25 protein-coding genes are annotated in these 20,843 nt (G+C 68.8%); 15 read left to right on the top strand and 10 right to left on the bottom strand.

The window, feature by feature from the left end; genetic code table 11:
• Positions 1-81: 81 nt before the first annotated feature.
• The 4 genes from L2Z93_RS08820 (at position 82) to L2Z93_RS08805 (ending at position 1,826) form a co-directional block, all read left to right on the top strand.
• Entirely contained in the window at positions 82-594 is a 513-nt protein-coding gene (locus L2Z93_RS08820; protein ID WP_090593120.1) for a YkgB family protein, read from the top strand.
• Positions 595-596: 2 nt separating this feature from the next.
• Positions 597-1,238, top strand: a complete 642-nt coding sequence (locus tag L2Z93_RS08815) for an RNA polymerase sigma factor (protein WP_090593174.1) — start codon at positions 597-599, stop codon at positions 1,236-1,238.
• Complete coding sequence (locus L2Z93_RS08810; protein ID WP_306439033.1) at positions 1,235-1,468, top strand: anti-sigma factor family protein; 234 nt, start codon at positions 1,235-1,237, stop codon at positions 1,466-1,468. The genes L2Z93_RS08815 and L2Z93_RS08810 overlap by 4 nt, the downstream gene beginning before the upstream one ends.
• 76 nt (positions 1,469-1,544) lie before the next feature.
• Positions 1,545-1,826 (top strand): hypothetical protein, encoded by a 282-nt coding sequence (locus L2Z93_RS08805; protein WP_090593117.1) that lies wholly within the window; start codon positions 1,545-1,547, stop codon positions 1,824-1,826.
• A gap of 19 nt (positions 1,827-1,845) precedes the next feature.
• Here the strand turns inward: L2Z93_RS08805 and L2Z93_RS08800 are convergent, their stop codons facing one another.
• Together L2Z93_RS08800 and L2Z93_RS08795 are read right to left on the bottom strand one after the other, a co-directional pair.
• Positions 1,846-2,493: an LGFP repeat-containing protein gene (locus L2Z93_RS08800; protein WP_090593114.1), complete on the bottom strand. Its 648-nt coding sequence runs from the start codon at positions 2,491-2,493 to the stop codon at positions 1,846-1,848.
• A 176-nt stretch (positions 2,494-2,669) separates the two neighbouring features.
• Entirely contained in the window at positions 2,670-4,325 is a 1,656-nt protein-coding gene (locus L2Z93_RS08795) for an ABC-F family ATP-binding cassette domain-containing protein (protein ID WP_090593111.1), read from the bottom strand.
• Positions 4,326-4,459: 134 nt separating this feature from the next.
• Here L2Z93_RS08795 and L2Z93_RS08790 point away from each other — a divergent pair, with 134 nt between their 5' ends.
• Complete coding sequence (locus tag L2Z93_RS08790) at positions 4,460-4,897, top strand: VOC family protein (RefSeq protein WP_090593108.1); 438 nt, start codon at positions 4,460-4,462, stop codon at positions 4,895-4,897.
• Between the two features lie 454 nt (positions 4,898-5,351).
• Here the strand turns inward: L2Z93_RS08790 and L2Z93_RS08785 are convergent, their stop codons facing one another.
• Both L2Z93_RS08785 and L2Z93_RS08780 read right to left on the bottom strand, forming a co-directional pair.
• A complete protein-coding gene (locus tag L2Z93_RS08785; RefSeq protein ID WP_090593106.1) occupies positions 5,352-6,968 on the bottom strand; it encodes a cation:proton antiporter domain-containing protein in 1,617 nt (538 codons plus the stop codon).
• A 96-nt stretch (positions 6,969-7,064) separates the two neighbouring features.
• Positions 7,065-7,841 carry a DUF6498-containing protein gene (locus L2Z93_RS08780; protein ID WP_234786264.1) on the bottom strand — a complete coding sequence of 259 codons (777 nt, stop codon included), beginning with the start codon at positions 7,839-7,841 and terminating at the stop codon, positions 7,065-7,067.
• Positions 7,842-7,918: 77 nt separating this feature from the next.
• Between L2Z93_RS08780 and L2Z93_RS08775 the strand changes: the two genes are divergently transcribed.
• From L2Z93_RS08775 to L2Z93_RS08750, 6 genes are all read left to right on the top strand, one after another.
• Complete coding sequence (locus L2Z93_RS08775) at positions 7,919-8,647, top strand: ASCH domain-containing protein (protein WP_090593103.1); 729 nt, start codon at positions 7,919-7,921, stop codon at positions 8,645-8,647.
• Positions 8,644-9,852 carry a MalY/PatB family protein gene (locus tag L2Z93_RS08770; protein ID WP_090593100.1) on the top strand — a complete coding sequence of 403 codons (1,209 nt, stop codon included), beginning with the start codon at positions 8,644-8,646 and terminating at the stop codon, positions 9,850-9,852. Before L2Z93_RS08775 ends, L2Z93_RS08770 begins: the two co-directional genes overlap by 4 nt.
• A 39-nt stretch (positions 9,853-9,891) precedes the next feature.
• Complete coding sequence (locus tag L2Z93_RS08765) at positions 9,892-10,218, top strand: hypothetical protein (RefSeq protein ID WP_090593098.1); 327 nt, start codon at positions 9,892-9,894, stop codon at positions 10,216-10,218.
• 106 nt (positions 10,219-10,324) lie between these two features.
• The gene (gene zwf, locus L2Z93_RS08760; protein WP_090593096.1) at positions 10,325-11,791 is read left to right on the top strand and encodes a glucose-6-phosphate dehydrogenase; all 1,467 of its coding nucleotides are present in this window, start codon (positions 10,325-10,327) and stop codon (positions 11,789-11,791) included.
• Between the two features lie 28 nt (positions 11,792-11,819).
• Positions 11,820-12,440, top strand: a complete 621-nt coding sequence (locus tag L2Z93_RS08755) for a class I SAM-dependent methyltransferase (RefSeq protein ID WP_090593094.1) — start codon at positions 11,820-11,822, stop codon at positions 12,438-12,440.
• Between the two features lie 15 nt (positions 12,441-12,455).
• Positions 12,456-13,052, top strand: a complete 597-nt coding sequence (locus L2Z93_RS08750; RefSeq protein WP_090593161.1) for an FKBP-type peptidyl-prolyl cis-trans isomerase — start codon at positions 12,456-12,458, stop codon at positions 13,050-13,052.
• Between the two features lie 113 nt (positions 13,053-13,165).
• Here L2Z93_RS08750 and L2Z93_RS08745 read toward each other — a convergent pair whose 3' ends face one another.
• Complete coding sequence (locus L2Z93_RS08745) at positions 13,166-13,615, bottom strand: Hsp20/alpha crystallin family protein (protein WP_090593158.1); 450 nt, start codon at positions 13,613-13,615, stop codon at positions 13,166-13,168.
• Between the two features lie 142 nt (positions 13,616-13,757).
• Between L2Z93_RS08745 and L2Z93_RS08740 the strand changes: the two genes are divergently transcribed.
• Positions 13,758-14,087 carry a MerR family transcriptional regulator gene (locus L2Z93_RS08740; protein WP_090593091.1) on the top strand — a complete coding sequence of 110 codons (330 nt, stop codon included), beginning with the start codon at positions 13,758-13,760 and terminating at the stop codon, positions 14,085-14,087.
• Here L2Z93_RS08740 and L2Z93_RS08735 read toward each other — a convergent pair.
• Positions 14,039-14,278 carry a hypothetical protein gene (locus L2Z93_RS08735; RefSeq protein WP_234786263.1) on the bottom strand — a complete coding sequence of 80 codons (240 nt, stop codon included), beginning with the start codon at positions 14,276-14,278 and terminating at the stop codon, positions 14,039-14,041. The genes L2Z93_RS08740 and L2Z93_RS08735 overlap by 49 nt on opposite strands.
• Before the next feature lie 87 nt (positions 14,279-14,365).
• Here L2Z93_RS08735 and L2Z93_RS08730 point away from each other — a divergent pair, with 87 nt between their 5' ends.
• Complete coding sequence (locus L2Z93_RS08730) at positions 14,366-15,364, top strand: SMP-30/gluconolactonase/LRE family protein (protein ID WP_090593089.1); 999 nt, start codon at positions 14,366-14,368, stop codon at positions 15,362-15,364.
• 10 nt (positions 15,365-15,374) lie between these two features.
• Here the strand turns inward: L2Z93_RS08730 and L2Z93_RS08725 are convergent, their stop codons facing one another.
• On the bottom strand, positions 15,375-15,902 hold the full coding sequence (locus L2Z93_RS08725; RefSeq protein ID WP_090593088.1) for a hypothetical protein: 528 nt from the start codon (positions 15,900-15,902) through the stop codon (positions 15,375-15,377).
• Positions 15,903-16,090: 188 nt separating this feature from the next.
• Between L2Z93_RS08725 and mgtE the strand changes: the two genes are divergently transcribed.
• A complete protein-coding gene (gene mgtE, locus L2Z93_RS08720) occupies positions 16,091-17,473 on the top strand; it encodes a magnesium transporter (protein WP_090593087.1) in 1,383 nt (460 codons plus the stop codon).
• 50 nt (positions 17,474-17,523) lie between these two features.
• On the opposite strand, the gene ripD is transcribed toward mgtE, so the two are convergent.
• Both ripD and tpx read right to left on the bottom strand, forming a co-directional pair.
• Positions 17,524-18,162: an NlpC/P60 family peptidoglycan-binding protein RipD gene (ripD, locus tag L2Z93_RS08715; protein WP_090593086.1), complete on the bottom strand. Its 639-nt coding sequence runs from the start codon at positions 18,160-18,162 to the stop codon at positions 17,524-17,526.
• A gap of 191 nt (positions 18,163-18,353) precedes the next feature.
• Positions 18,354-18,845 carry a thiol peroxidase gene (gene tpx, locus L2Z93_RS08710; protein WP_090593084.1) on the bottom strand — a complete coding sequence of 164 codons (492 nt, stop codon included), beginning with the start codon at positions 18,843-18,845 and terminating at the stop codon, positions 18,354-18,356.
• A gap of 111 nt (positions 18,846-18,956) precedes the next feature.
• Between tpx and L2Z93_RS08705 the strand changes: the two genes are divergently transcribed.
• Complete coding sequence (locus L2Z93_RS08705) at positions 18,957-19,790, top strand: cutinase family protein (protein WP_090593081.1); 834 nt, start codon at positions 18,957-18,959, stop codon at positions 19,788-19,790.
• Here L2Z93_RS08705 and L2Z93_RS08700 read toward each other — a convergent pair.
• A complete protein-coding gene (locus tag L2Z93_RS08700) occupies positions 19,783-20,715 on the bottom strand; it encodes an enolase C-terminal domain-like protein (protein ID WP_234786261.1) in 933 nt (310 codons plus the stop codon). The genes L2Z93_RS08705 and L2Z93_RS08700 overlap by 8 nt on opposite strands.
• Positions 20,716-20,843 lie beyond the last annotated feature (128 nt).

Genomic DNA, 20,843 nt, shown 5'->3' with positions numbered 1-20,843 from the left:
CTGTAACGCTTAGCCGGCGTCTCGGCACTGAACCTCTGCACCGGCCGACGCACCGTCGGCCCCAGCCCGGAGGAGACCGCAATGACCGCAGGCCCGAACACTGTCGAAAGCCCGTCGCGGGAAGCCAATGTCAGGCGCGTCGGAGCCGAGATCTCCCGCTACGGGCTGGCTCTGGTGATCGGCTGGATCGGCGTGCTGAAGTTCACCCAATACGAGGCCCAGGGCATCCAGCCGCTCGTCGCGAACAGCCCCGTGATGAGCTGGCTGTACGAGATCTTCTCGGTCACCACCTTCTCGTCGCTGCTCGGCGTCGTCGAGGTGACGACGGCGGCGTTGCTCGCGGTGAGGCCGTGGCTGCCGAAGGTATCCGCCGTCGGCAGTGTGCTGGCGATCGGACTGTTCACGGCCACCGTCAGCTTCCTGTTCACCACGCCCGGAGTCGTGGACGCCGCCGAAGGCGGATTCCCATGGCTGAGCATGACCGGACAGTTCCTGATCAAAGATGTCGCCTTGCTCGGCATTGCGGTGTGGACTCTCGGCGACGCGCTGGCTGCGACCAATTCCGGGGGCCGGAAGAGTAACGTCGCCTCGTGACCATGGCCGAGACACCGGTTTCGGACGACGAAGGCATCCTGGTCGCGGCGCTGCTGGCCGGCGACCAGGACGCCTTCGCCTGCCTCGTCGACCGTCACACGCCTGCAATGCTGCGCGTCGCTCGCGGCTACGTGCCGAGCAAGGAACACGCCGAAGACGTAGTGCAGGAGACCTGGATCGCGCTGCTGCGCGGCCTCGACAGATTCGAGGGACGGTCGTCGCTGCGTACCTGGCTGTTCACGGTGCTGGTCAATATCGCCAAAGCCCGCGGCCTCAAGGAGCGGAGGCGCCTCGACTCCCAGATCAAAGCGTTCACCGGCGGAACCGTGGATCCCGAGCGATTCCGCGCCGCCGGCGACGAGTATCCCGGGCACTGGAAAGAGGCGGAGACGCCAGCGCCGTTTCCGGATTCCCCCGAAGGCTCGGCCCTGAGCGGCGAACTCGCCGAGGTCGCTCAGCGCGGCCTCGATTCGCTGCCCGAGCGGCAGCGCATCGTGGTGACCCTGCGTGACATGCTGGGATTCGACTCCACCGAGGTGTGCGCACTGCTCGGTATCAGCGCCGCCAATCAGCGGGTGCTGCTTCATCGCGGTCGCGCGGTGATCCGACAAACCCTCGAAACCTACCTAAGGGATGCGTCGTGAACCCATTGGATTGCAATGAGCTCGTCGAACTGGTCACCGCCTACCTGGACGGGTCACTCGATCTGGAATCGCGTGCGCGGTTCGACGAGCACCTGATCGAGTGCGACGGCTGCGACAACTACCTCCAGCAGATGCGCGCCACGATTGGCGTCGTCAGCCGGATCGACGCGGTCGAGCTTGCGCCGGAGTTCCGGACGCGGCTGCTCGACGCGTTCAAGCACTGGCGCTGACCGTGTAACGCTCCGCCTCTTCGAGGACACCACTGGATAGCGACGACGACGTCGCATCCAGAGAGGAACGGGACCGATGAAGAACATGAAGACGGTGCTGACCACGTGCGCATTCGCCGCGGCATTGGCCATTTCACTACCGGCCACCGCAGCCGCCGACGACAGTCGATTCGATCAGGCGCCCCCGCAACCGAACACCGGCGTCATGATGCCGCAGTGGCACGCGCCGGTGACGGCCCCGGCTCAGCAGTTGTCCCCGCGCAGTCAGCGGGAGCGTTACAACTACCGCAACGACTACTTCATGCCGATGAGTCCGTACCCGGACACATCGCCGTCATCGGGCCGGACGAACGCCTGAGCCAGCCGACCTCGACGAATCACAGCCCCGATGGCACCACGTTGCCGTTGACGGTCACCTCGACCACGTCGGTCGTGGGGTTGTAGGTGATCTTGCCGTGCTGGAAGGTGGTCACCTTCAGATCACCCTCGGTCAGTTCGTCGCTGGTCGGGGCGCCGAGCGGGCCCACCGACCCATTGTCGCCGGAGATGTCCGGGGTGCCGTCCGCGGCGCGCTCGATGTTCCAGGCGTCGCGGATCTTGCCCCAGGTGATGTAGGCGGGGCTGCCCGGGTCTTCGCTCACGGCAGTGATCACGCCACCCTGGAACTGCTGGAACGCCATCCCGCTCTCACGGGCTCCCGCGTTGCGGTCGCCCGTCAGCGGCAGGCCGAGGGCGGTCTTCTCCTCCTCAGTCGCCGACGAGTACCGAGCGGCGATCGGGCCGGTGAGGGTCACCTCGACGTCGCGCTCGCCGGTGATCGTGACCTCGGTGGGCTCGGCCACCTCGCTGGCGGACTCGGCGAGGCTTGACGGGATCTCCGGCGTCGGCGCGGCACTCACCTCGGCGGAGGTGGCTGCGGGGTCCGAGGTCGTGCTGTCGTCGCTCTTGGCACAGCCGGCGAAGATCAGGGCCGTGGCGGCCACGCCGGCCACAACAGCGGTTCTTGTGCTTGCGATCGTCCTCATGGGTTTCCTTTCGGGTCTTCCTTTGGATCCTCGACGCGCGGTTGAACCACCCGCCCAGCCGGACTATAACCGAATGTCGCATTCGGTTGGCCGGGTCTGAGCCGTTGATCCGAATCGATCGCGCAGCTTCCCGCACGCCGGGGCCGCTCAGGTCCTCGGGCGCCCGACGCAATGCCTCACAACTCGGTGACGCGGCCGTCCTCGACGCGCCAATAGCGGTCAACCCGGACATTGTCCAGCATTCGCCGGTCGTGGGTGACCAGCAGCAGCGCGCCCTCGTAGGAGTCCAACGCCGACTCCAGCTGTTCGATCGCCGGCAAGTCGAGGTGGTTGGTCGGCTCATCGAGCACCAGCACATTGGCCCCTCGGGCCTGCAGCAGCGCCAGCCCCGCCCGGGTGCGCTCCCCCGGCGACAACTCGGCCACCGGGCGCTCCACATGGTCGGCCCGCAGCCCGAACTTGGCCAGGAGGGTCCGGACCTGCTCGACGGTGAAGTTGGGCGTCAGCGCCTCGAACCTCTGCGCCAGCGGCTCCGGACCGCTGAACAGCCGGCGGGACTGGTCCACCTCGCCGATCGCGACGTTCGCGCCGAGGTGCGCGGTGCCGGCATTCGGTATCCGCTGCCCGAGCAGCAGGCGCAGCAGCGTCGACTTCCCGGCGCCGTTAGGACCGGTGATCCCGATCCGCTCACCGGCGTTCACCTGAATTGACACCGGTCCGAGGGTGAAGTCCCCGTGGCGCACCACCGCCTCGTTCAGCGTCGAGACAACCGTGCTCGACCGGGGCGCGGCGCCGATGGTGAACTGCAGCACCCACTCCTTGCGAGGCTCGGCGACCTCCTCCATCCGGGCGATCCGGCTTTCCATCTGCCGAACCTTCTGGGCCTGCTTCTCGCTGGATTCGGTGGCGGCCCGACGTCGGATCTTGTCGTTGTCCGGTGACTTGCGGATGGCGTTGCGAACCCCTTGGCTGGACCATTCGCGTTGGGTGCGCGCGCGGGCGACCAGGTCCGCCTTCTTCTCGGCGAACTCCTCGTACTCCTCACGCTTGTGCCGACGCGCGACCTCGCGTTCCTCCAGATAGCTGTCGTACCCGCCACCGTAAACGGTGTTGGTGTGCTGTGCCAGGTCGAGCTCCAGCACCCGAGTCACGCTGCGAGACAAGAACTCTCGGTCGTGGCTAACCAGCACCACACCGCCGCGGACACCGTTGACCACCTCCTCGAGCCGGTCCAGTCCGTCGAGGTCCAGATCATTGGTGGGCTCGTCGAGCAACACGATGTCGAACCGCGAGCACAGCAGGGCTGCCAACCCGACCCGAGCCGCCTGCCCGCCCGACAGACTCGTCATCAACGCGTCCCCGGGCGCCACCGCGGACTGGTCCAGGCCGAGGTCGGCCAGCACCGCGCCGAGTCGATCGTCGAGGTCCGCCGCGCCGGTGGCCAACCAATGATCGAGGGCGAGCGCGTAATCGTCGGCCGCCGATGTCGGCGCGTCCGGATCGGCCAGCGCCTCGGCAGCGGCGTCCATCGCCGACGCGGCGGCAGCACATCCGGTGCGTCGCGCGACGTACTGCCCAACAGTCTCACCGAGCACCCGCTCATGCTCCTGCGGCAGCCAGCCGACAAAGGCGTCGGTCGGGGTCCGGGAGATGCTCCCCTCCAGTGGGGCGAGGTCACCGGCGAGCACCCGCAGCAAAGTGGTCTTCCCGGCGCCGTTGGCGCCGACCACGCCGACCACATCGCCCGGCGCGACGGTGAGGTCCAGGTGCTCGAACAGCACCCGGTGCGCGTACCCGCCCGCAACGTCCTTGGCGACCAGAGTCGCGCTCACCGACTGATCACCGCAGGTCCAGCGATGTTTTCCCGATCTGTGCGCACGCCGGTGAGCCTACAAGCCCGCGGCGGCCGACCGGAGCCGCTCGACGGGCGCGCGGTGCGCGTCGGGGCATCGGTACCGTCGCAACCGTGGCCATCAAACTTGAGAACGTCGGCATCGCTGTTCGCGACCTGGACGCCGCGATCGCGTTCTTCACCGACCTGGGCCTGGCGGTCATCGGCCGCGACACCGTCCGCGGTGAATGGACCGACACCGCGGTCGGCCTGGACGGCAATCACGCGAAGATCGCGATGCTGGCGACGCCGGACGGCCACGGCCACCTCGAGCTGTTCGAGTACGTCCACCCGGAGGCGATCGAAACCACGCCAACACTGCCCAATGAGATCGGCATGCATCGGGTCGCGTTCTCCGTTGACGACATCGACGCGGCGCTGGAGATCGCCGCGCGTCACGGCTGCCACCCGCTGCGCGGCGTGGCGAACTATCAGGACATCTACAAACTCACCTACCTGCGCGGCCCCAGCGGCATCCTGGTCATGCTCGCCCAGCAGCTCACCACTGACTGAGCCGTTCGGTATTCATCGACCGCGACGCCGACCCGGGCTATGCCTGACCATCGATCAGCAGGTGCGTCGTCGCATCTCGTAGCAGCGGCGCGAGGGTGCAGCCACGGTCAGATTCGGCCGCGAGCGTGCATCCACGGTCGGTTTCGGAGGCGCGAGCGTGCAATCACTGTCGGTACCGGCGGCGAGCGTGCAATCACTGTCGGATTTGGCCGCGAGCGTGCAGCCAGGCCCACTTCCGCGTGACGAGGGTGCAGTGGCGTTCGCCCCCACCTGGGGAAACGCGGACGGGAGTGCCCGCTCGCGACGTTCAGCGAACCTCAGTGCACGCTCGCCCGCGGAAACGACCGTCACTGCACGCTCGCCCCCGGAAACGACCGCCAATGCTCACTCGCCGCAGGGCGAACACGAAGTCAGTGCACGTTGAGCTCAACACCAGCCACGCCCCGAACCCGCATTAGGAGGACTCGGACTGCCCGATCTCCTTGGCGCGCCGTGCCAGGTCCGACTCCCCGACCTGATCGGCGAGCTCCAGCCCGGCGCCGGCGTAGATGTTGAACGCGATGCCGACGCCGTGTTCCTTGGCCCAGGCGACCTCGTCGTCGTAGCGCGCGACGGCGGCGACGTTGCCGCTGAAGCCCGATTCCCGCAGGCACTCCAGCGCGGTGACGTTGGCGCCGTGCCGGTGCATGGCCAGCACCGCGGTGCGCACCGAGTCCGAATGCCGGAGCCGGTTCCAGAAGTCCAAGTCGGTGGCGTCGCCCTCGATGACCCGGTAGCCCTCACTCTTGAGCAGCTGCACGCGTGGCCCGTCGTAGTCGACGCCGACCACCCGCAACCCGTAGTGCTCGGTGAGACGTCGGTAGGTGGCCAACCCGACCCGGCCGGTGCCGATCACGACGACCTCCGCGTCGCCGGCGTCGGCGGGGCGCTCCTCGGGGGTGAGTTTGGCCTCGTCCTGGGCCGGCAACCGGGCGGCGAGCTTCTCCACCAACAGGTGGCCGCGGCCGTTGAACACCGCCGACACCACGAAGCTCAGCGCGACGGCGATGGACATCTCCACCAGCCAGGCCGGCGCCAACAGTCCAATCGACACGCCGACGGACACCACGATCAGGCCGAACTCCGAGTAGTTCATCAGGCTGAGTCCGGCGAGCATGGCGGTGCGGTAGCGCACCTTCATCATCGTCAGCGAGATCCCGTACCAAATGCCCTTGAACGGCAGCAGCAGCACCATCAGCAGCGCCACCCCGATGGTGGGCAGGTCCGGCAGCCCGGTCAGGCCGATGGACACGAAGAAGCCGACCAGCAGCAACTCCTTGATGTGGAACAGCGATCGCGCCAACTCCGAGGCCGACGGGTGGGTGGCCAGCAGCACGCCCATGATCAGGGCGCCCAGGTCGCCTTTGAGCCCGACCGCGGTGAACAGCGCGTAGCCGGGCACGAACGCCATCACCATGCCGAACAACGCCTGCATCTCGCCGTGGCCCAGCCGGCTCCAGATCTTGCGGGCCACCCAGGTCAGCGGCCACAACCCGGCCAGCACAGCGATCGCCCACGGGCTGGGCAGGTGTCCGCTGGTGGCGGTCAGGAACACCACCGCGATGATGTCCTGCATGACGAGGATGCCGATCGCGATCCGGCCGTACAGCGAGTAGGACTCGCCGCGTTCTTCGAGCACCTTCACCACGAACACGGTGCTGGAGAACGACAGCGCGAAGGCCAGCAACGCGATGGTCTGCAGGCTCTGGCCCGCCAGCATGGCCACCCCGAGCACCGACGCGATCCACAGCGCCCCGCCGCCCAGGACGACGCTGATCAGCATGTGCACCGAGGTGGTCAGCCAGACTTCCTTGCGCAGCAGGATCCGCACGTTCAGCTTGAGGCCGATGGCGAACAGCAGCAGCGTGACACCCAGGTCGGCGACGATCTCGATCTCGGGCACCTTGTCCAGGTGCAGCGCGTTGATGACGAAACCGGCGGTCAGGAATCCGACCAGCGGTGGCAGCCGCACCGCCATCGCGAGACCGCCCAGACCGAAGGTGATCAGCAGATACAGCGCGACTGTTGTCACGGGCGCTCCCCCATTCGTAGATCTGGCGGTCTATAACGTATCGCCAACCGTGGTCTGCGCGCGGCGCGAACTGTGCTCGTAACCAAGCCGTTTCACTCAGGTCCAGGGCTCGTCGTTGCGCTCGCGCCGATTGAGTTCGGCGGTGTTCTCCTTGGCCCAGAAGTCCTCGAACCGTTCGCCGGGACGCACGTTGGGCACCCGGTTGAGCACCCGGCTCATCCACTTCGGCGGCGTCTTCGGCTCCCACTGCGGCAGCGCCCAGCTCAGCGAGGTGAGGGCTTTGAGCACGACGAACACCCCGAAAAGCGTGTCGGGCGCGTCGGTGACGGCGACGCCGGCCAATCCGAGGATCAGCGTCAGGTGAATGACGACGACGCGGCTCAGACCCCTGTTAGCGGTCAGCTCGACGTCGCGGAAGGACCACTCGCGCAGCGTCGGCAGATCCACCAGGAAATCCAGCAGCAGGAAGGCCACGACGGACAGACAGCCCAGACCCACACTGCGCCAGTCGATCTCGGCGATTTCTCGGTAGCCGTTGCGATGCAGCAGGAAGATGATCGCGGCCATGAAGACCCCGTGGGCGAAGCTGAACGCGCCGGCGGTCAGCAAAAACCCGGACGCGAACGAGCTCGGCTTCCCGCTTTTCGGGCCGGGCGCCTGGTAGCGATAATGCCCGCGCCGGGGCGCCAGCCGCTGGTGCGCCACCACCCGCGCCCAGGCGAACACGCAGATCGCCAGCGTCTCGGCCCAGTACACCACCAGCGTCGTCGCCCCCGACCACCCGCCGAAGAACCACCCGACCAGTGGCACGGCAATCGCCGCCAGCACAGTGGTGACGTGCGCGAGGCGAGGCAGCAGTGCGGTCCGATGCACCGGGAAATCCTAACTGGACCAGCGACGATGCCCGACGATCGCGGACAGCGCCGCCTCCCGGCTTGTAGCCTGCAGAGATGCTCACCGCTGACCTGCGCGCGTTGGTCCGCGAAACCGTCACGCACGCCCGGCTCCGGCACAACGACACCGACCACACCGTCGCCGGCGGGGTGTTGACCCGCTCCGGACGGATCATTCTGGGGCTCAACACCCATCACTTCACCGGCGGCCCCTGCGGCGAGATCTCTGCGCTGTCCAACCACGCCTCGACACACCCCGACGATCCGATCGTCGCGACCGCGGCCGCCTACGGGCCCACCGGGTCGGTGATCGCCCCGTGCGGCAAATGCCGGCAGATCTTCTTCGATCTCGACCCCGCCATCCGCAGCGTGGTCCGCACCCCGATGGGACTCGAGGCGCGGCCGGTGGCCGAGTTGCTGCCGGACGCCTTCGACTGGCGCACGCTCAAGGAACCGCAGCGCCTTTATATGTGGGAGGGATTCGAGAACGTGATCCGCAGCGGCGTCAAGCAACTGACCATCCGCGCCGACGACCCGTTCGACGTCGGGCCCGCGGCGCTGGTTTTCGAGAAGGACAGCGGGGAGGTCGTCACCATCGACGCGCGGATCACCGAGGTGCTCAACACCCGATTCGGGGCGCTCACCGTGGCGCACGCGCGCGCCGACGGGTTCGACGACGTCGCCGAACTGCAGGCCGGGTTGCGGGAGTTCTACCCGGGCCTGTCCGACGACGATCCCGTCGACGTCATCTCCTTCGCCGTCGCCGACGGAACGGAGCGGTCATGAGCGGCACGCCCCTGACCACGCTCTCGCTGGAGCAACTGCGCAAGCGGACCAGCATCAAATGGCGGGCGTATCCGCCGGACACCCTGCCGCTGTGGGTCGCCGAGATGGACACCCCGCTGGCCCCGCCGATCGCCGCCGCGCTGACCGAAGCGATCGCTCTCGGCGACACCGGGTACCCATCGGGCCACGCCTACGCGGAGGCCGCCGCCGGGTTCGCCGCCGCCCGCTGGGGTTGGGACGGCCTCGACGTCGCCCGGACCCGGCAGGCCGCCGACGTGATGAACGGGCTCAAAGCGGTGCTGCGGGTGCTCTCGGAGCCGGGCGACACCGTCGTCGTCGGCGCCCCGCTGTACCCGCCGTTCGCGCTGTATGTCGCCGACGCGAGCCGCCGCCTGCTCCAGGTGGCGATGACCGAGGCCGGCCGCCTCGACTTCGACGCCCTCGAGGACGCGTTCCGGCGCGCTCGCGCCGACAGCGTGAATCCGGTGTTCCTGCTGTGCAATCCGCACAACCCGACCGGCGTCGTGCACACCCGCGCCGAGTTGGAGGCCGTCGCCACGCTGGCCGACCGGCACGGACTGCGGGTGGTCTCCGACGAGATCCACGCGCCGCTGATCTTCGACGACGCGGTGTTCACCCCGTACCTGTCGGTCGACGGATCGGAGGCGGCGTTCGCTCTGCTCTCGGCGACCAAGGGCTGGAACCTCGCCGGCATCAAGTCCGCCCTGATCATCGCGGGCCCGGCCGCGACCGCGGATCTGCGGGCGCTTCCGGAGGTGGTCGAGTACGGACCCAGCCACCTGGGCGTCATCGCCCACACCGCCGCGCTGCGCCACGGCGGCCCGTGGCTGGACGACCTGATGGCCGACCTGGAACGCAATCGAACGCTGCTGGGCGAGCTGCTCAGCGCGCGGCTGCCCGAGCTGGGCTACCACCGGCCCCAGGGCACCTATCTGGCCTGGCTGGACTGCGCGGCGCTGGGCGTCCCGGATGTCGATCACCCGACGCCGGGGGTGCTTGATCCCGGCGCCGGACCGGGCGCCTTCTTCGTCGAGCGGGCCCGGGTGGTGTTGAATTCCGGCCACGCTTTCGGCGCCGGCGGACGCGACCACGTCCGGCTCAACTTCGCCACCTCGCCCGACATCCTCACCGGGGCGGTCGAGCGGATGGCCGAAGCCGTGCGCACCCACCTGGACCAGCGGTGATGGTTGCCCGAACCCCGCCGGCGGTGTACTAGTCGAGGTATGGGGTTCTGGCGATGGGGACGCACCCGGGCCGACGGCGATCACGCCGTCGTCGGCGTCGTCGCCCCGGCCGAGTCGCTGTCGCCGCCCGAGTTCGCCGTCGTCGCCTACCTATTCGCGGCGCCCGGGCACATCGGTTCCGCGCAATGCGCCCGCGCGCTGGGCCGTGACGTGACCGACCTGCTCACCACCTTCGCCGACCTCGCCGAGCGGGAATTGATCGAGACTCGCCACGACAACGCAGGCGATATCGACTACGTCGCGGTCACCGACGCCGGTCGGCGCGCGTTCATCCGGGCCCAGAGCCCGTGCTGCGCCCGGTTCTGACGCCAGTCAACTTTGGGCTTATCCTGCGCGATCGGCGCGCAGTCACGATCATTGTCCAAGGTCGAAAAAGAGTCCCCTCGCCGCCGGTGACCGCGCCGCACAGACCATCGCCTACCCGAGTCCCACCGCCCGTTCACGCAAGGACGGTCCGGAGGCCGGGCCGCACGTCGTCGTGCTGTTCGGCGCGACCGGAGACCTGTCCCGCCGGAAGCTGCTCTGCGGACTGGGATTCCTGGCCGTCTCAGGGCTGGTCGCCGGTCTGCGCGTGGTCGGCACCTCGCTCGACTACATGTCCGACGACGAGTTCCGGGAGTTCGTGCGCACGTCCATCGAGGCCGTCGGCGCGCGGAAGCTGACCGACGAGCAGTGGGCGGTGTTCGCGCCGATGCTGTCCTATGTTCCGCAGACGGCGGGCCCGAAAGCGTTGGCGGACAAGGTCGCCGCCGCCGAGGCCGACCTCGGCCCCGGTGCCCGGCGGCTGCACTATCTGAGCGTGCCGCCGCGCGCGGCGACCGCCTGTATCGAGACGCTGCGGGAGTCGCAACTGGTCAAGCACGCGGGCGTCATCATGGAGAAGCCGTTCGGCCAGGACCTGGAAAGCGCGGTCGCGCTCAACGCCGACATCCACCGGACCTTCCATGAGAATCAGATCTTCCGGATCGACCACTTCCTCGGCAAGGAGGCGGCGCAGAACATTCTCGCGTTCCGGTTCGCGAATGGCCTGTTCGAACCGATCTGGAGCCGCAACTTCATCGATCACATCCAGATCGATGTTCCGGAGTCGCTCGGACTCGACGAGCGCGCGGCGTTCTACGAGCCGACCGGCGCCTACCGCGACATGGTGGTCACCCACCTGCTCCAGGTGATGGCGTTTGTCGCGATGGAACCGCCCACCGCGCTGGAGTCGGGCCCCATCTCCGAGGAGAAGAACAAGGTCTTCCGCTCCCTGGAGCCGATCCTGCCCTCGGATGTGGTGCGCGGCCAGTACAGCGGGTACCGCCAAGAGCCCGGTGTGCACCCCGAATCCGACACCGAGACATTCATCGCCATGCGCGCCCGCATCGACAACTGGCGCTGGGCCGGTGTCCCGTTCTATCTGCGCACCGGCAAGCGGATGGCCGAGGGCATGCGGATCATCTCCATCGCGTTCAAGGAAACCCCGAAGTCGATGTTCCCGGCCGGCTCGGGGATCGGCGGCGAGGGCCCCGATCACCTGACCTTCGACCTGGCCGACGAGACGAAGGTGTCGCTGTCGTTCTACGGCAAGCGTCCCGGGCCTGGCATGCGCCTGCAGAAGCTGTCCATGCAGTTCTCGGTGCGTGAGACCGACCACGCCGACGAGGTGCTGGAGGCCTACGAACGGTTGATCCTCGACGCGATGCGCGGCGACCACACTCTGTTCACCACGGCCGACGGCATCGAGTCGCTGTGGGACCGGTCGATGCCGCTGCTGGACAATCCGCCGCCGGTGAAGATGTACGCGCCCGGCACCTGGGGTCCCAACGCCATTCACCAATTGGTCGCGCCGCATGCGTGGCGGCTGCCGTTCGAGCGGTCCTCGCGCGGCGCATAGCGTTCGGGGCGCCTGCGACAATGGGCTGATGGTCGAGCAGAGCTTGTGGATGCGGAAGGTCGCTGAGGATCCCGGACACTCGAGCTGGTACGTGGAGCGTTTCCGCGCCCTGGCCCGCGACGGACAGGATCTGGTCGGCGAGGCCCGCCTGATCGACGCGATGGCCGCCCGCGGCTCCCGGATTCTGGACGCCGGCTGCGGCCCCGGGCGCGTCGGCGGCTACCTGGCCGCAGCCGGTCACGACGTCGTCGGCGTGGACGTCGACCCGGTGCTGATCGAGGCGGCCGAGGTGGACCACCCCGGACCCCGCTGGTTGGTCGGCGATCTCGCCGAACTGGATCTGCCCGCGCGCGGGATCCCGGAGCCGTTCGACCTGATCGTGTCGGCCGGCAACGTGATGACGTTCGTCGCGCCCAGCACCCGGGTGGCGGTGCTGTCCCGGCTGCGCGCGCATCTAGCGCCCGAGGGGCGGGCGGTGATCGGGTTCGGGGCCGGCCGCGATTACGAGTTCGGCGATTTCTTCGCCGACGTCTCCGAGGCCGGCCTGACCCCGGAACTGAAGCTGTCCACCTGGGACGTGCGACCGTTCGCGCCTGACTCGGAGTTCCTGGTCGCGGTGCTGCGCGCCGCCGCGGGCCGACGCCGCTGAGGTAGCGTGGCCCGGGTGACTTCCTCTCGCGTTAGCGCTCCCCTGGTTCTCGCGGCCGGCGCCGCCCTCGTCCTGACGCTGGGCGCCTGTAGCTCCGGCTCGGACAACTCCGCGTCCGTCACCCCGGTGTCGACGGAAACCGCGTCGGCCGAGGGCTGCCCGATGGCGGCGCCGACCGACACGGGCACGCCGGAGTGGACCCTGGATGGCGCCACCGGCAGCGTCGCGGTGATTGGTTCGACCGACACCGCCGCCCCCAGCGTAGCGGTGCAGACGCCCTTCAGCGTGACCGAGACCCAGGTGAAGACGCTGCACGCCGGCGACGGCCCGGTGGTCCCGGACACCGCGATGGTGTCGGTCTGCTACCTCGGCGTCAATGGCCGCGACGGGTCGGAATTCGACAGCGCCTACAAGCGTGGCGAGCCGGCCGAATTCCCGCTCGACGGTGTGGTGCCGGGCTTCCAGAAGGCCATCGCCGGGCAGACCGTCGGCTCGACGGTGGCGGTCGCGATGACGCCGGCTGACGGCTACCCGCAGGGCATGCCCGCCGCCGGCATCGAGCCCGGCGACTCACTGGTCTTCGCGATCAAGATCCTGGATATCACCGGCTGACGTGATTCGCGCTAACGAATCCGCTCGGGACTCCGGAGAGTCCCGAGCGGTTGGTTCCTGATTGATTTCGTAGCGCTTTCCGATCCGGTCCTCCTCTCACTCGTTATCAAGGCCTAGGTGCTGACAGGCTCGCCGGCGAGCGAATCCGCGTCGATCACCTTCGGCTGATCAGGGCGATCGATGGCGATCTTGCGCGGCTTCGCCCGCTCCGCCACCGGAATTCGGAGAGTCAGCACGCCGTCGGCGTACTCGGCTCGCACCCGCTCGGTGTCCAGGTTGTCCCCCAGCACCAACTGGCGGGAGAAGACGCCGCGCGGCCGTTCACTGGCGAGCATCTCGCGGTGGGGGTTCACGCCCGGGCGCTCGGCGCGGACGGTGATCACGTTGTGCTCGATGTCCAGATCGAGTGAGTCCGTCGCGATGCCCGGCAGGTCGAACTCGACGATGAACTCCTGGCCTTCGCGCCACGCGTCCATCGGCATCGCCGCCGGGCGCGCAGCCGTCCCCAGCACCTGTTGTGTGAATCGCTCGAAGTCCCGGAAGGGATCCGTGCGCATCAACATGGTGGCCACCTCCCACATATCCTTCCTGTGCAGTGTCAGTTGATTACCTATGCCAGCCGACATTGAGTATCTATGCCAACTGTCATAGATTTTTATATAGCACTGCCGCAGTGGCGACGCAAGAGCGGATCGAGGACGCACTATGGACACCGGAGAACGCCCCTCCCCACGGTCTGATCAAGGCGTCTACGGCATCTCGGTGGCAGCCGAGCTTTCCGGCGCCGCGACTCAGTCGCTGCGCTTGTGGGAACGCCACGGCCTGCTGGCCCCCGCGCGCACCGACGGCGGAACCCGTCGTTACAGCGCCGAGGATCTGGCCCGTATCGAACGGATCGTCGCCCTCGTTGGCGAGGGGGTCAACATCGCCGGGATCGTGCGCATCCTCGACCTGGAGGACGCCAACGCCGCGCTACACGCGCGTTATCAGCGAACGATGATCTCGCAGGTGCCCGTCCACGGATTCCACCAATGATTCGGTCCGCAGTTCTGCGGGTTGGTGAAGTTCGAGTTCGGGACGCAGATCCCCTGGTTCGGATCCCAGATCCCGTTGCCGCAGTTCGGCACTGCGTTGGCCACTGGGCTCACGCCCATCACCGCGGCCATCGGCAGGGTCGCGATCGCGGCGGCCGAAGCCATCTTCTTGAGCATCATCTTCTTCGTCATCAGCGTGCCTCCGACTTCAGTTTTGCTTCTATGGCTTTACTGAGCTTACCCATGCGGGTCGTCAGTTAATCATGCGACGATCCACCGATGCCCGCACCTAAACCGTCGCTGAAGGCAGTCCGCCGCACCGACTTTCCGCCGCGCCCGAAGCGAGCCGACGATCAGCGCAGCCGAACAGCGTTCCCGCAAGCGCGGCTGATCCCAGTGCCCGGGCACGGCCCCGAGGACGTCGTGTTCGACGATGCCGGCCGAGCGATCACCGGGCTGGAGACCGGCGCCATCGTCGCCGTCGACCTCGACACGTCGAAGACTTCTGTCCTCGGCAACACCGGCGGCCGTCCGCTCGGTCTGGAAATGCTGCCCGACGGACGACTGATCATCTGCGACGCCCACCGCGGGTTGCTCCGAATGGATTGCGTGACAGGGGAAATCGAAGAGTTGGTCCGCACAGTCCAGGGCAAGCCGCTGGTGTTCTGCTCGAACGCCACCGCGGGATCCGACGGAACCATCTGGTTCACCGAGTCCACCAGCCGGTTCACCTTCGAGCACTATCTGGGCGCGGTGCTCGAACAGCGCGCGACCGGCCGGCTGATGCGCCGCGATCCCGACGGTTCGGTGCACGTGCTGTTGGACGGGCTGGACTTCGCCAACGGCGTCACCCTGACCGGCGACGAGTCCGCCGTGATCTTCGCCGAAACCATGGGCCCGACGCTCAAGCGCTATGACCTCGCCTCCGGCGAGGTGACCGTGCTGGCCGACAACCTGCCCGGCTACCCGGACAATGTGTCCCGGTCTGCCGACGGCCGGTTCTGGGTGGCGATCTGCAATCTCCGGGACAAGCTGCTGGAATCCCTGGCGCCACGTCCGACGTGGATCCGCCAGGCGCTGTGGGCGCTACCGGACCGGTTCAAACCCGAGGGCGTGCGCACCACCTGGGTGATGGCCTTCGGCGAGAACGGCGAACTGCTGGCGGACCTTCAGGAACCGCGCGACGACTTCCACATGGTCACCGGGGTGGCCGAGCGCGGCGGGCGACTGGTGCTGTCCAGCATCAAGCGCGACGGGCTGCTGGTGCTGGACCGGTGAGGGCGCCCGGCTACTGCGCCGGGGTCTCGGCGGGCGGCTGAACCGGCACCCCGCCGGGAACGAACTCGTAGTCCGGCGGCGGCGGCCCGTCGAGGGAGTAGTACCCCTCGGGCAGCGCGGGACCGGTGACGGTCTCGTCGGGCGCCTTCGCCGGCGCTTCCGAACCGGGGGCGTTGGTCGACAGGTACCCGGGCGGCAGTTGCGGGGCCGGGCCGGCGCCCGCGGGCGGCGCGGCGCCGACGACCTGCGCCTGCTCCGGGTTGGTCATCCCGTAGGGGTCCTGCGCCTGGTGCCACAGATCCCGGATGGTGCCGAAGAACCCGACGCCGTTGCGGTCGGCGCCGTAGGCGGCGTTGGGGATCTCGGGCACCTGCTGCGGCATGATCGGGCCGGGCGCGGGCTGCTCGGCGGGCGGCGGCCCGGGCGGGGCCGGCTCGTTGTCGGCGGCGGCCGATCCGGCGGCGGCCAGCGCGGCGCCGGCCATCAGCGCGCCGGCCACCGCGATCTTCACCCCGCGCGCGTGTGCTGGAAATGTCATTGCCCTCAGCCTTCCGTACTCCGGGCAAGGCTAGTACGCCCGGGGCCGGCGCGCGCGGCTTCGCCCTGGTTGAACGGCGTCTGAACCCCCGCCCAACAAGCGGCGCCCACCTCGGCGCCGACCGTCAGGCTCGGGCGCGTCGACTTATGCTCGTCGGGCCCGCCGCCACCGCAACCACGAGGACGAGCATGGGGAACCCGCAGAGCCACCTTCACCCCGCGGATCTGGACGACGTCGTCGCGACCGCCGACCCAGCCGCCGTGACCGACTGGTTGCGTCGCACTCCGCTGCCCGCCGACCGCTCCCACGAGATGGCGCGATTGTCCCGCGAGCAACTCGCCGAGCTCGCTGCGACCGCCTCCGACGAGGACGCGATCGACATCCTGGAGTCGGTTGACGAGGAGCTCGCCGCCCGGCTGCTGCGCGTGGCCGATCCCGCGACCGCGGCCCGTTTCCTCGACGCCAGCGACAGCGACCGCGCCGCCGAGATTCTGCGCGAACTCAAGGAGGGCCCGCGGCAACAGATCCTGGACGCGCTGCCGCCGGAGCGGGCGGCCGGGCTGGCCGGGTTGCTGAGCTGGCCGCCGGACAGCGCCGCGGCGCACATGGTGCCCGAGGCGCTGACGGTTCCGCTCGCGACCACCGCCGCCGAGGCGATCGACCGAGTGCGCGCCGAAGCCGCGGCTCTGCGTTCCGACGCGCGCACCGGTGCCTACATCTTCATCGTCGACGAGGGTTCCCGGCTTCTTGGCGTGGTGGGGTTCCGGGACCTGGTGCTGGCCGAACCGGGACGGCCGCTGCGGGAGTTGATGGACACCGAAGTCCACTCGGTGCGCGCCCTCGACGACGCCGAGGACGCCGCGCGCACACTCGACGCCTTCGATCTGGTGGCGATCCCGGTGCTCGACGCGCACGGCCGGCTGCTGGGCATCCTCACCGAGGACGACGCCGCCGACATCGCCGAGGAGGAGGCCACCGAGGACGCCGAACGCCAGGGCGGTTCGGCCCCTCTCGAGGTGCCGTACCTGCGCGCCTCGCCGTTTCTGCTGTGGCGCAAGCGGATTGTCTGGCTGCTGCTGTTGTTCGTGGCCGAGGCCTACACCGGCACGGTGCTCCGGCATTTCGAGGAGGAGATGGACGCCGTCGTCGCGCTGGCGTTCTTCATCCCGCTGCTGATCGGCACCGGCGGCAACACCGGCACCCAGATCACCACCACCCTGGTGCGCGCCATGGCGCTCGGCCAGGTGCGATTGCGCGACGTGCCCGCCGTGCTGGCCAAGGAACTGTCGACCGCGTCGATGGTGGCGGTGACGATGGCGCTGGCCGGGCTGATCCGCGCCTGGACACTCGGTGTCGGCATGGAGATCGCCATCACGGTGACGCTGACCATCGCGGCGATCGTGCTGTGGTCGGCGTTGGTCTCCTCGGTGCTGCCACCGCTGCTCAAGAAGCTCCGGATCGATCCGGCCCTGGTCTCGGCGCCGATGATCGCAACCATCGTCGACGGCACCGGTCTGATCATCTACTTCATGATCGCCCACGCGACCCTGTCGCAGCTACAGGGGCTGTGACCCCCGTCGGCTGCGACAGCGTCGTGGTGAATTCGGTTGGGACTTAACGCTCAGGCGATGATCCGGACGAGGTACGGCGTCATGTCGTTGGTGCGCACCGGGGACACGGTGACGCCCGCACTGCCCACCTCCAGCATTTGGGCGTTGCCCAGGAACATCGCGACGCTCTGGGTGCCTTCGGGCCCGTAGAACAGCAGGTCGCCCGGCAGCGCCTGGGACGGCAACACCTTCTGGCCGACCTTGTACTGATCGCCGGAGGACCGCGGCAGCTTGATGCCGGCGCCGGCGTAGGAGTAGACCATCAGGCCGGACGCGTCGAAGCCCGCGACGTCGGGGACCGCCGGCGCGGCGGGGGTGTTGCCGAGGTTCAGCCCCGGGATCTGCAAGGTCGGCGCGGGCGCCGGGTTCAGCACCGAGGCGTCGGTCTGGCCGGGGCCGAGCTGCGGCGCGCCCTGAGCGCCCGGCGCCGCGGCGGCCGGCGCGGTCGGTGTCTGCGCCCGGGCCTTGGTCGGCCCGTTGATGTCGCCTCCGCCGTAGACGAACGGCACCCCGCGCTGGGACAGCCCGCGTTGGATCACCTGAGCGATCGCCTGCTGGTTGGCCGGCGATCGGTAACTGTCCGCCGACGCGATCCCGGGCAGGGACACCAGCATGATCGCAGCGGCTACTAGGGCATATGCGCGCTTCATTTGAATCGACCTTCTCTCCGCACAGCGCACCATGTGAATCTGTGGTCACACTGACCACACCATTCACTTTTACAACAGGTGCGGCAGAGCAGGCCAATCGCGGCGAGGGCATCGGCCGAGAGGTTCTCAGACCGTGACGCAACGGCAACGGGGTCGCGACCCTGAGGCGGGACCCTTACCCGCAGAACGGACTACAGAGCGGCGAGCGCTGCGTCGTAGTTCGGCTCGCTGGCGATCTCGGGCACCAACTCGGTGTAGACCACATTGCCGTCGGCGCCCACCACGACCACCGCGCGGCCCAGCAGACCGGCCAGCGGCCCGTCGGTCATGGTGATGCCGTAATCGGACCCGAAGTCACTGCGGAACGTCGACGCCGAGGTGACATTCTCGATGCCCTCCGCGCCGCAGAACCGCGCCTGGGCGAACGGCAGATCCGCCGACACGCACAGCACCGACACACCGGTGCCGGCGACGCGCTCGTTGAACGTGCGCACGCTCGTCGCACACACCCCGGTGTCGACGGACGGGAAGATGTTGAGCACGACCGGCTTCCCATCGAACTGTCCGTCGGTCACCTCGGCGAGGTCGCTGCCGGTCAGCGTGAAGGACGGCGCCGGGCTGCCGACGGCCGGCAGTTCGCCGGAGGTGTGGACGGGGGTTCCGCGGAATGTGATCTGAGCCATGGGCCCAGTCTGCCAACATCGGCGGCATTTGTTAACCACCGAGCCCCGCTGAACCACCGGTAGCATCGATTGGGGCCGAGGGTCGGGGTGATTCCAAGGTGGTGGTTGACCATGCAAGGCACGCTCAACAAACCGAGCGACAATCGATGGCGGTCCAGGGGGTGCGCGTCGTTGCTCTTCGCGGTGGCGCTGTCACCGCTCGGCGTCGGCCAGGCCGGCGCGGAGCCGGAGCCCGAACCCGCGGTCGAGCCCGGCTGTCCGCAGACCGAGGTGATCTTCGCTCGGGGCACCGATCAAGCACCGGGCCCCGGTGACGTCGGCCAGTTGTTCATCAACGCCTTCCAAGCGCGCACCGCCGGCATCGCGTCGGACGTGTATTCGGTCAACTATCCCGCCTCGCAGCAGTACTCGCTGGCCATCGACGGCGTCGTCGACGCGCGAAACCGCTTGCTGGACATGGCCAATCGGTGCCCGGACACCCAATTGGTGCTCGGTGGCTTCTCCCAGGGCGCCGCGGTGATCGGCTATCTGACCGCCGACAAGGTCCCGCCCGGGGTGACGCTGCCGGACGGCGTCGACGGGCCGCTGCCCAACGCGATCGCCGATCACGTCGCCGCCGTGGTGCTGTTCGGCAAGCCGGACAAGGACTTTCTGACGAGCTTCGCCGGCGGGGCGCCGGAGATCATCATCGGCGAACCGTTCAAGGCCAAAACCCTCGAGCTTTGCGCCCCGGGCGATTTCGTCTGCAGCGATGGCGGCGACCTGTTCGCGCACACCACCTACCCGTTCAACGGGATGATCGATCAGGCCGCCGATTTCGCCGTCCCGCGGGTGCGGGCGGGATTGGGCATCGACGGCGAGCCCGCCGCGCCGTCCGCCGACGCCGCGCCGCCCGCCGACGTCGCGGCCCAGGCGCCCGAGGGCACTCCGCACGGGGTCAACTGACCCGGCGCAACCGCTCGCGCCACCGGGCGAGCTCGGTGGCGTCGGTGATCGCGAAGCGCTCCAGCATGGCCGGATCCGGCGCCGGCGGCATCGGCGCCACCGGCAATCGGCCCGCCCGCGGACGTAATTGCCGCGCGGACTCGACCAGATCTCCGGCCAGCCACCCGAGGTCGCCAAGCGCGCAGGCGTAGGGCAGTTCCGGCAACGCGCCGGCCAGCGCCAGTCCGGCCGAGAGTCCGATGCTGCTCTCCCCCGCGGAGGCCACCACGACCGGTTTGCCGATCTGCTCGGCGATCCGCAGGCATCGGCGGGCGCCGCCGAGGGCCGCCACCGACAGCACCACCACGTCGAGGGACCGGGCGAGCTCTGCCCATTCGGCGCCGGTCAGGTGCGCGGCGATCGGCGCGCCTGTGCTGCGGCGCAATTCGACCGCGCGGTGCGCGCTGCCATGACCCAGTTCGATGAATTCGACGCCACCGGCCGACTCGGTCAGCGCGGCGAGCCCCGGCCCGGGGTCAGCAGAATCGGCGGCGAGCACCAGGCGCAGCCCGCCGTCGGCGCCGAGCGCGGCGCGCACCGACCGGATGGCCGCCGACTCGGCGGCGGCCAACTCCGCGCGGCCGGTGACCGGCAGCCGGACGGTGCGGCAACCGCTGTCGGCGATCCGGCCGGCAGCGCGCTGCGCGGCGCCTACCGGGATCGTCAGCGCCACCGGCGCCCAGCCGCGGACCGGATCCGGCCAACCCACGGTCCCCGGCTCGATCGCCGCCACCACGGCGGCCGCCGCATCGGCGTCACCGCGGGGGCTGAACTCGCCCCACCCCTGCGGTCCCTCCAGCAGCAGTCCGGACACTCCGGGAATACCGGCGTCGGTCGACGGCACCGAATACGCCGGGGCCGCTGTGAAATCCACCAAGGCTCGCACCGACGCAGACGCTAATCCGGAAAAGCCGCACATGCCCCCGGTTTTCTCTCTACCGTCGAACACACAGCCCCGGTTCCCGCCCATACAGCACGCGTGCGGGTCGATACATCCAGCCAACTCTTGACTCA

The organism is Mycolicibacterium brumae (assembly GCF_025215495.1).
Taxonomy (GTDB): Bacteria; Actinomycetota; Actinomycetes; order Mycobacteriales; family Mycobacteriaceae; genus Mycobacterium; species Mycobacterium brumae.
Note: the sequence above shows the minus strand (reverse complement) of the source record. Positions and strands in the feature narration are given on the sequence as shown.

Bases quoted from the DNA above. Each gene is read 5' to 3' on its own strand.
- L2Z93_RS08820 (WP_090593120.1), top strand. From the start codon at position 82: ATGACCGCAGGCCCGAACACTGTCGAAAGCCCGTCGCGGGAAGCCAAT.
- L2Z93_RS08815 (WP_090593174.1), top strand. From the start codon at position 597: ATGGCCGAGACACCGGTTTCGGACGACGAAGGCATCCTGGTCGCGGCG.
- L2Z93_RS08805 (WP_090593117.1), top strand. From the start codon at position 1,545: ATGAAGAACATGAAGACGGTGCTGACCACGTGCGCATTCGCCGCGGCA.
- L2Z93_RS08800 (WP_090593114.1), bottom strand. From the start codon at position 2,493: ATGAGGACGATCGCAAGCACAAGAACCGCTGTTGTGGCCGGCGTGGCC.
- L2Z93_RS08775 (WP_090593103.1), top strand. From the start codon at position 7,919: ATGCTCACCGCTGACCTGCGCGCGTTGGTCCGCGAAACCGTCACGCAC.
- L2Z93_RS08770 (WP_090593100.1), top strand. From the start codon at position 8,644: ATGAGCGGCACGCCCCTGACCACGCTCTCGCTGGAGCAACTGCGCAAG.
- L2Z93_RS08765 (WP_090593098.1), top strand. From the start codon at position 9,892: ATGGGGTTCTGGCGATGGGGACGCACCCGGGCCGACGGCGATCACGCC.
- L2Z93_RS08755 (WP_090593094.1), top strand. From the start codon at position 11,820: ATGGTCGAGCAGAGCTTGTGGATGCGGAAGGTCGCTGAGGATCCCGGA.
- L2Z93_RS08745 (WP_090593158.1), bottom strand. From the start codon at position 13,615: ATGTTGATGCGCACGGATCCCTTCCGGGACTTCGAGCGATTCACACAA.
- L2Z93_RS08740 (WP_090593091.1), top strand. From the start codon at position 13,758: ATGGACACCGGAGAACGCCCCTCCCCACGGTCTGATCAAGGCGTCTAC.
- L2Z93_RS08735 (WP_234786263.1), bottom strand. From the start codon at position 14,278: ATGACGAAGAAGATGATGCTCAAGAAGATGGCTTCGGCCGCCGCGATC.
- L2Z93_RS08730 (WP_090593089.1), top strand. From the start codon at position 14,366: ATGCCCGCACCTAAACCGTCGCTGAAGGCAGTCCGCCGCACCGACTTT.
- L2Z93_RS08725 (WP_090593088.1), bottom strand. From the start codon at position 15,902: ATGACATTTCCAGCACACGCGCGCGGGGTGAAGATCGCGGTGGCCGGC.
- mgtE (WP_090593087.1), top strand. From the start codon at position 16,091: ATGGGGAACCCGCAGAGCCACCTTCACCCCGCGGATCTGGACGACGTC.
- ripD (WP_090593086.1), bottom strand. From the start codon at position 18,162: ATGAAGCGCGCATATGCCCTAGTAGCCGCTGCGATCATGCTGGTGTCC.
- tpx (WP_090593084.1), bottom strand. From the start codon at position 18,845: ATGGCTCAGATCACATTCCGCGGAACCCCCGTCCACACCTCCGGCGAA.
- L2Z93_RS08705 (WP_090593081.1), top strand. From the start codon at position 18,957: ATGCAAGGCACGCTCAACAAACCGAGCGACAATCGATGGCGGTCCAGG.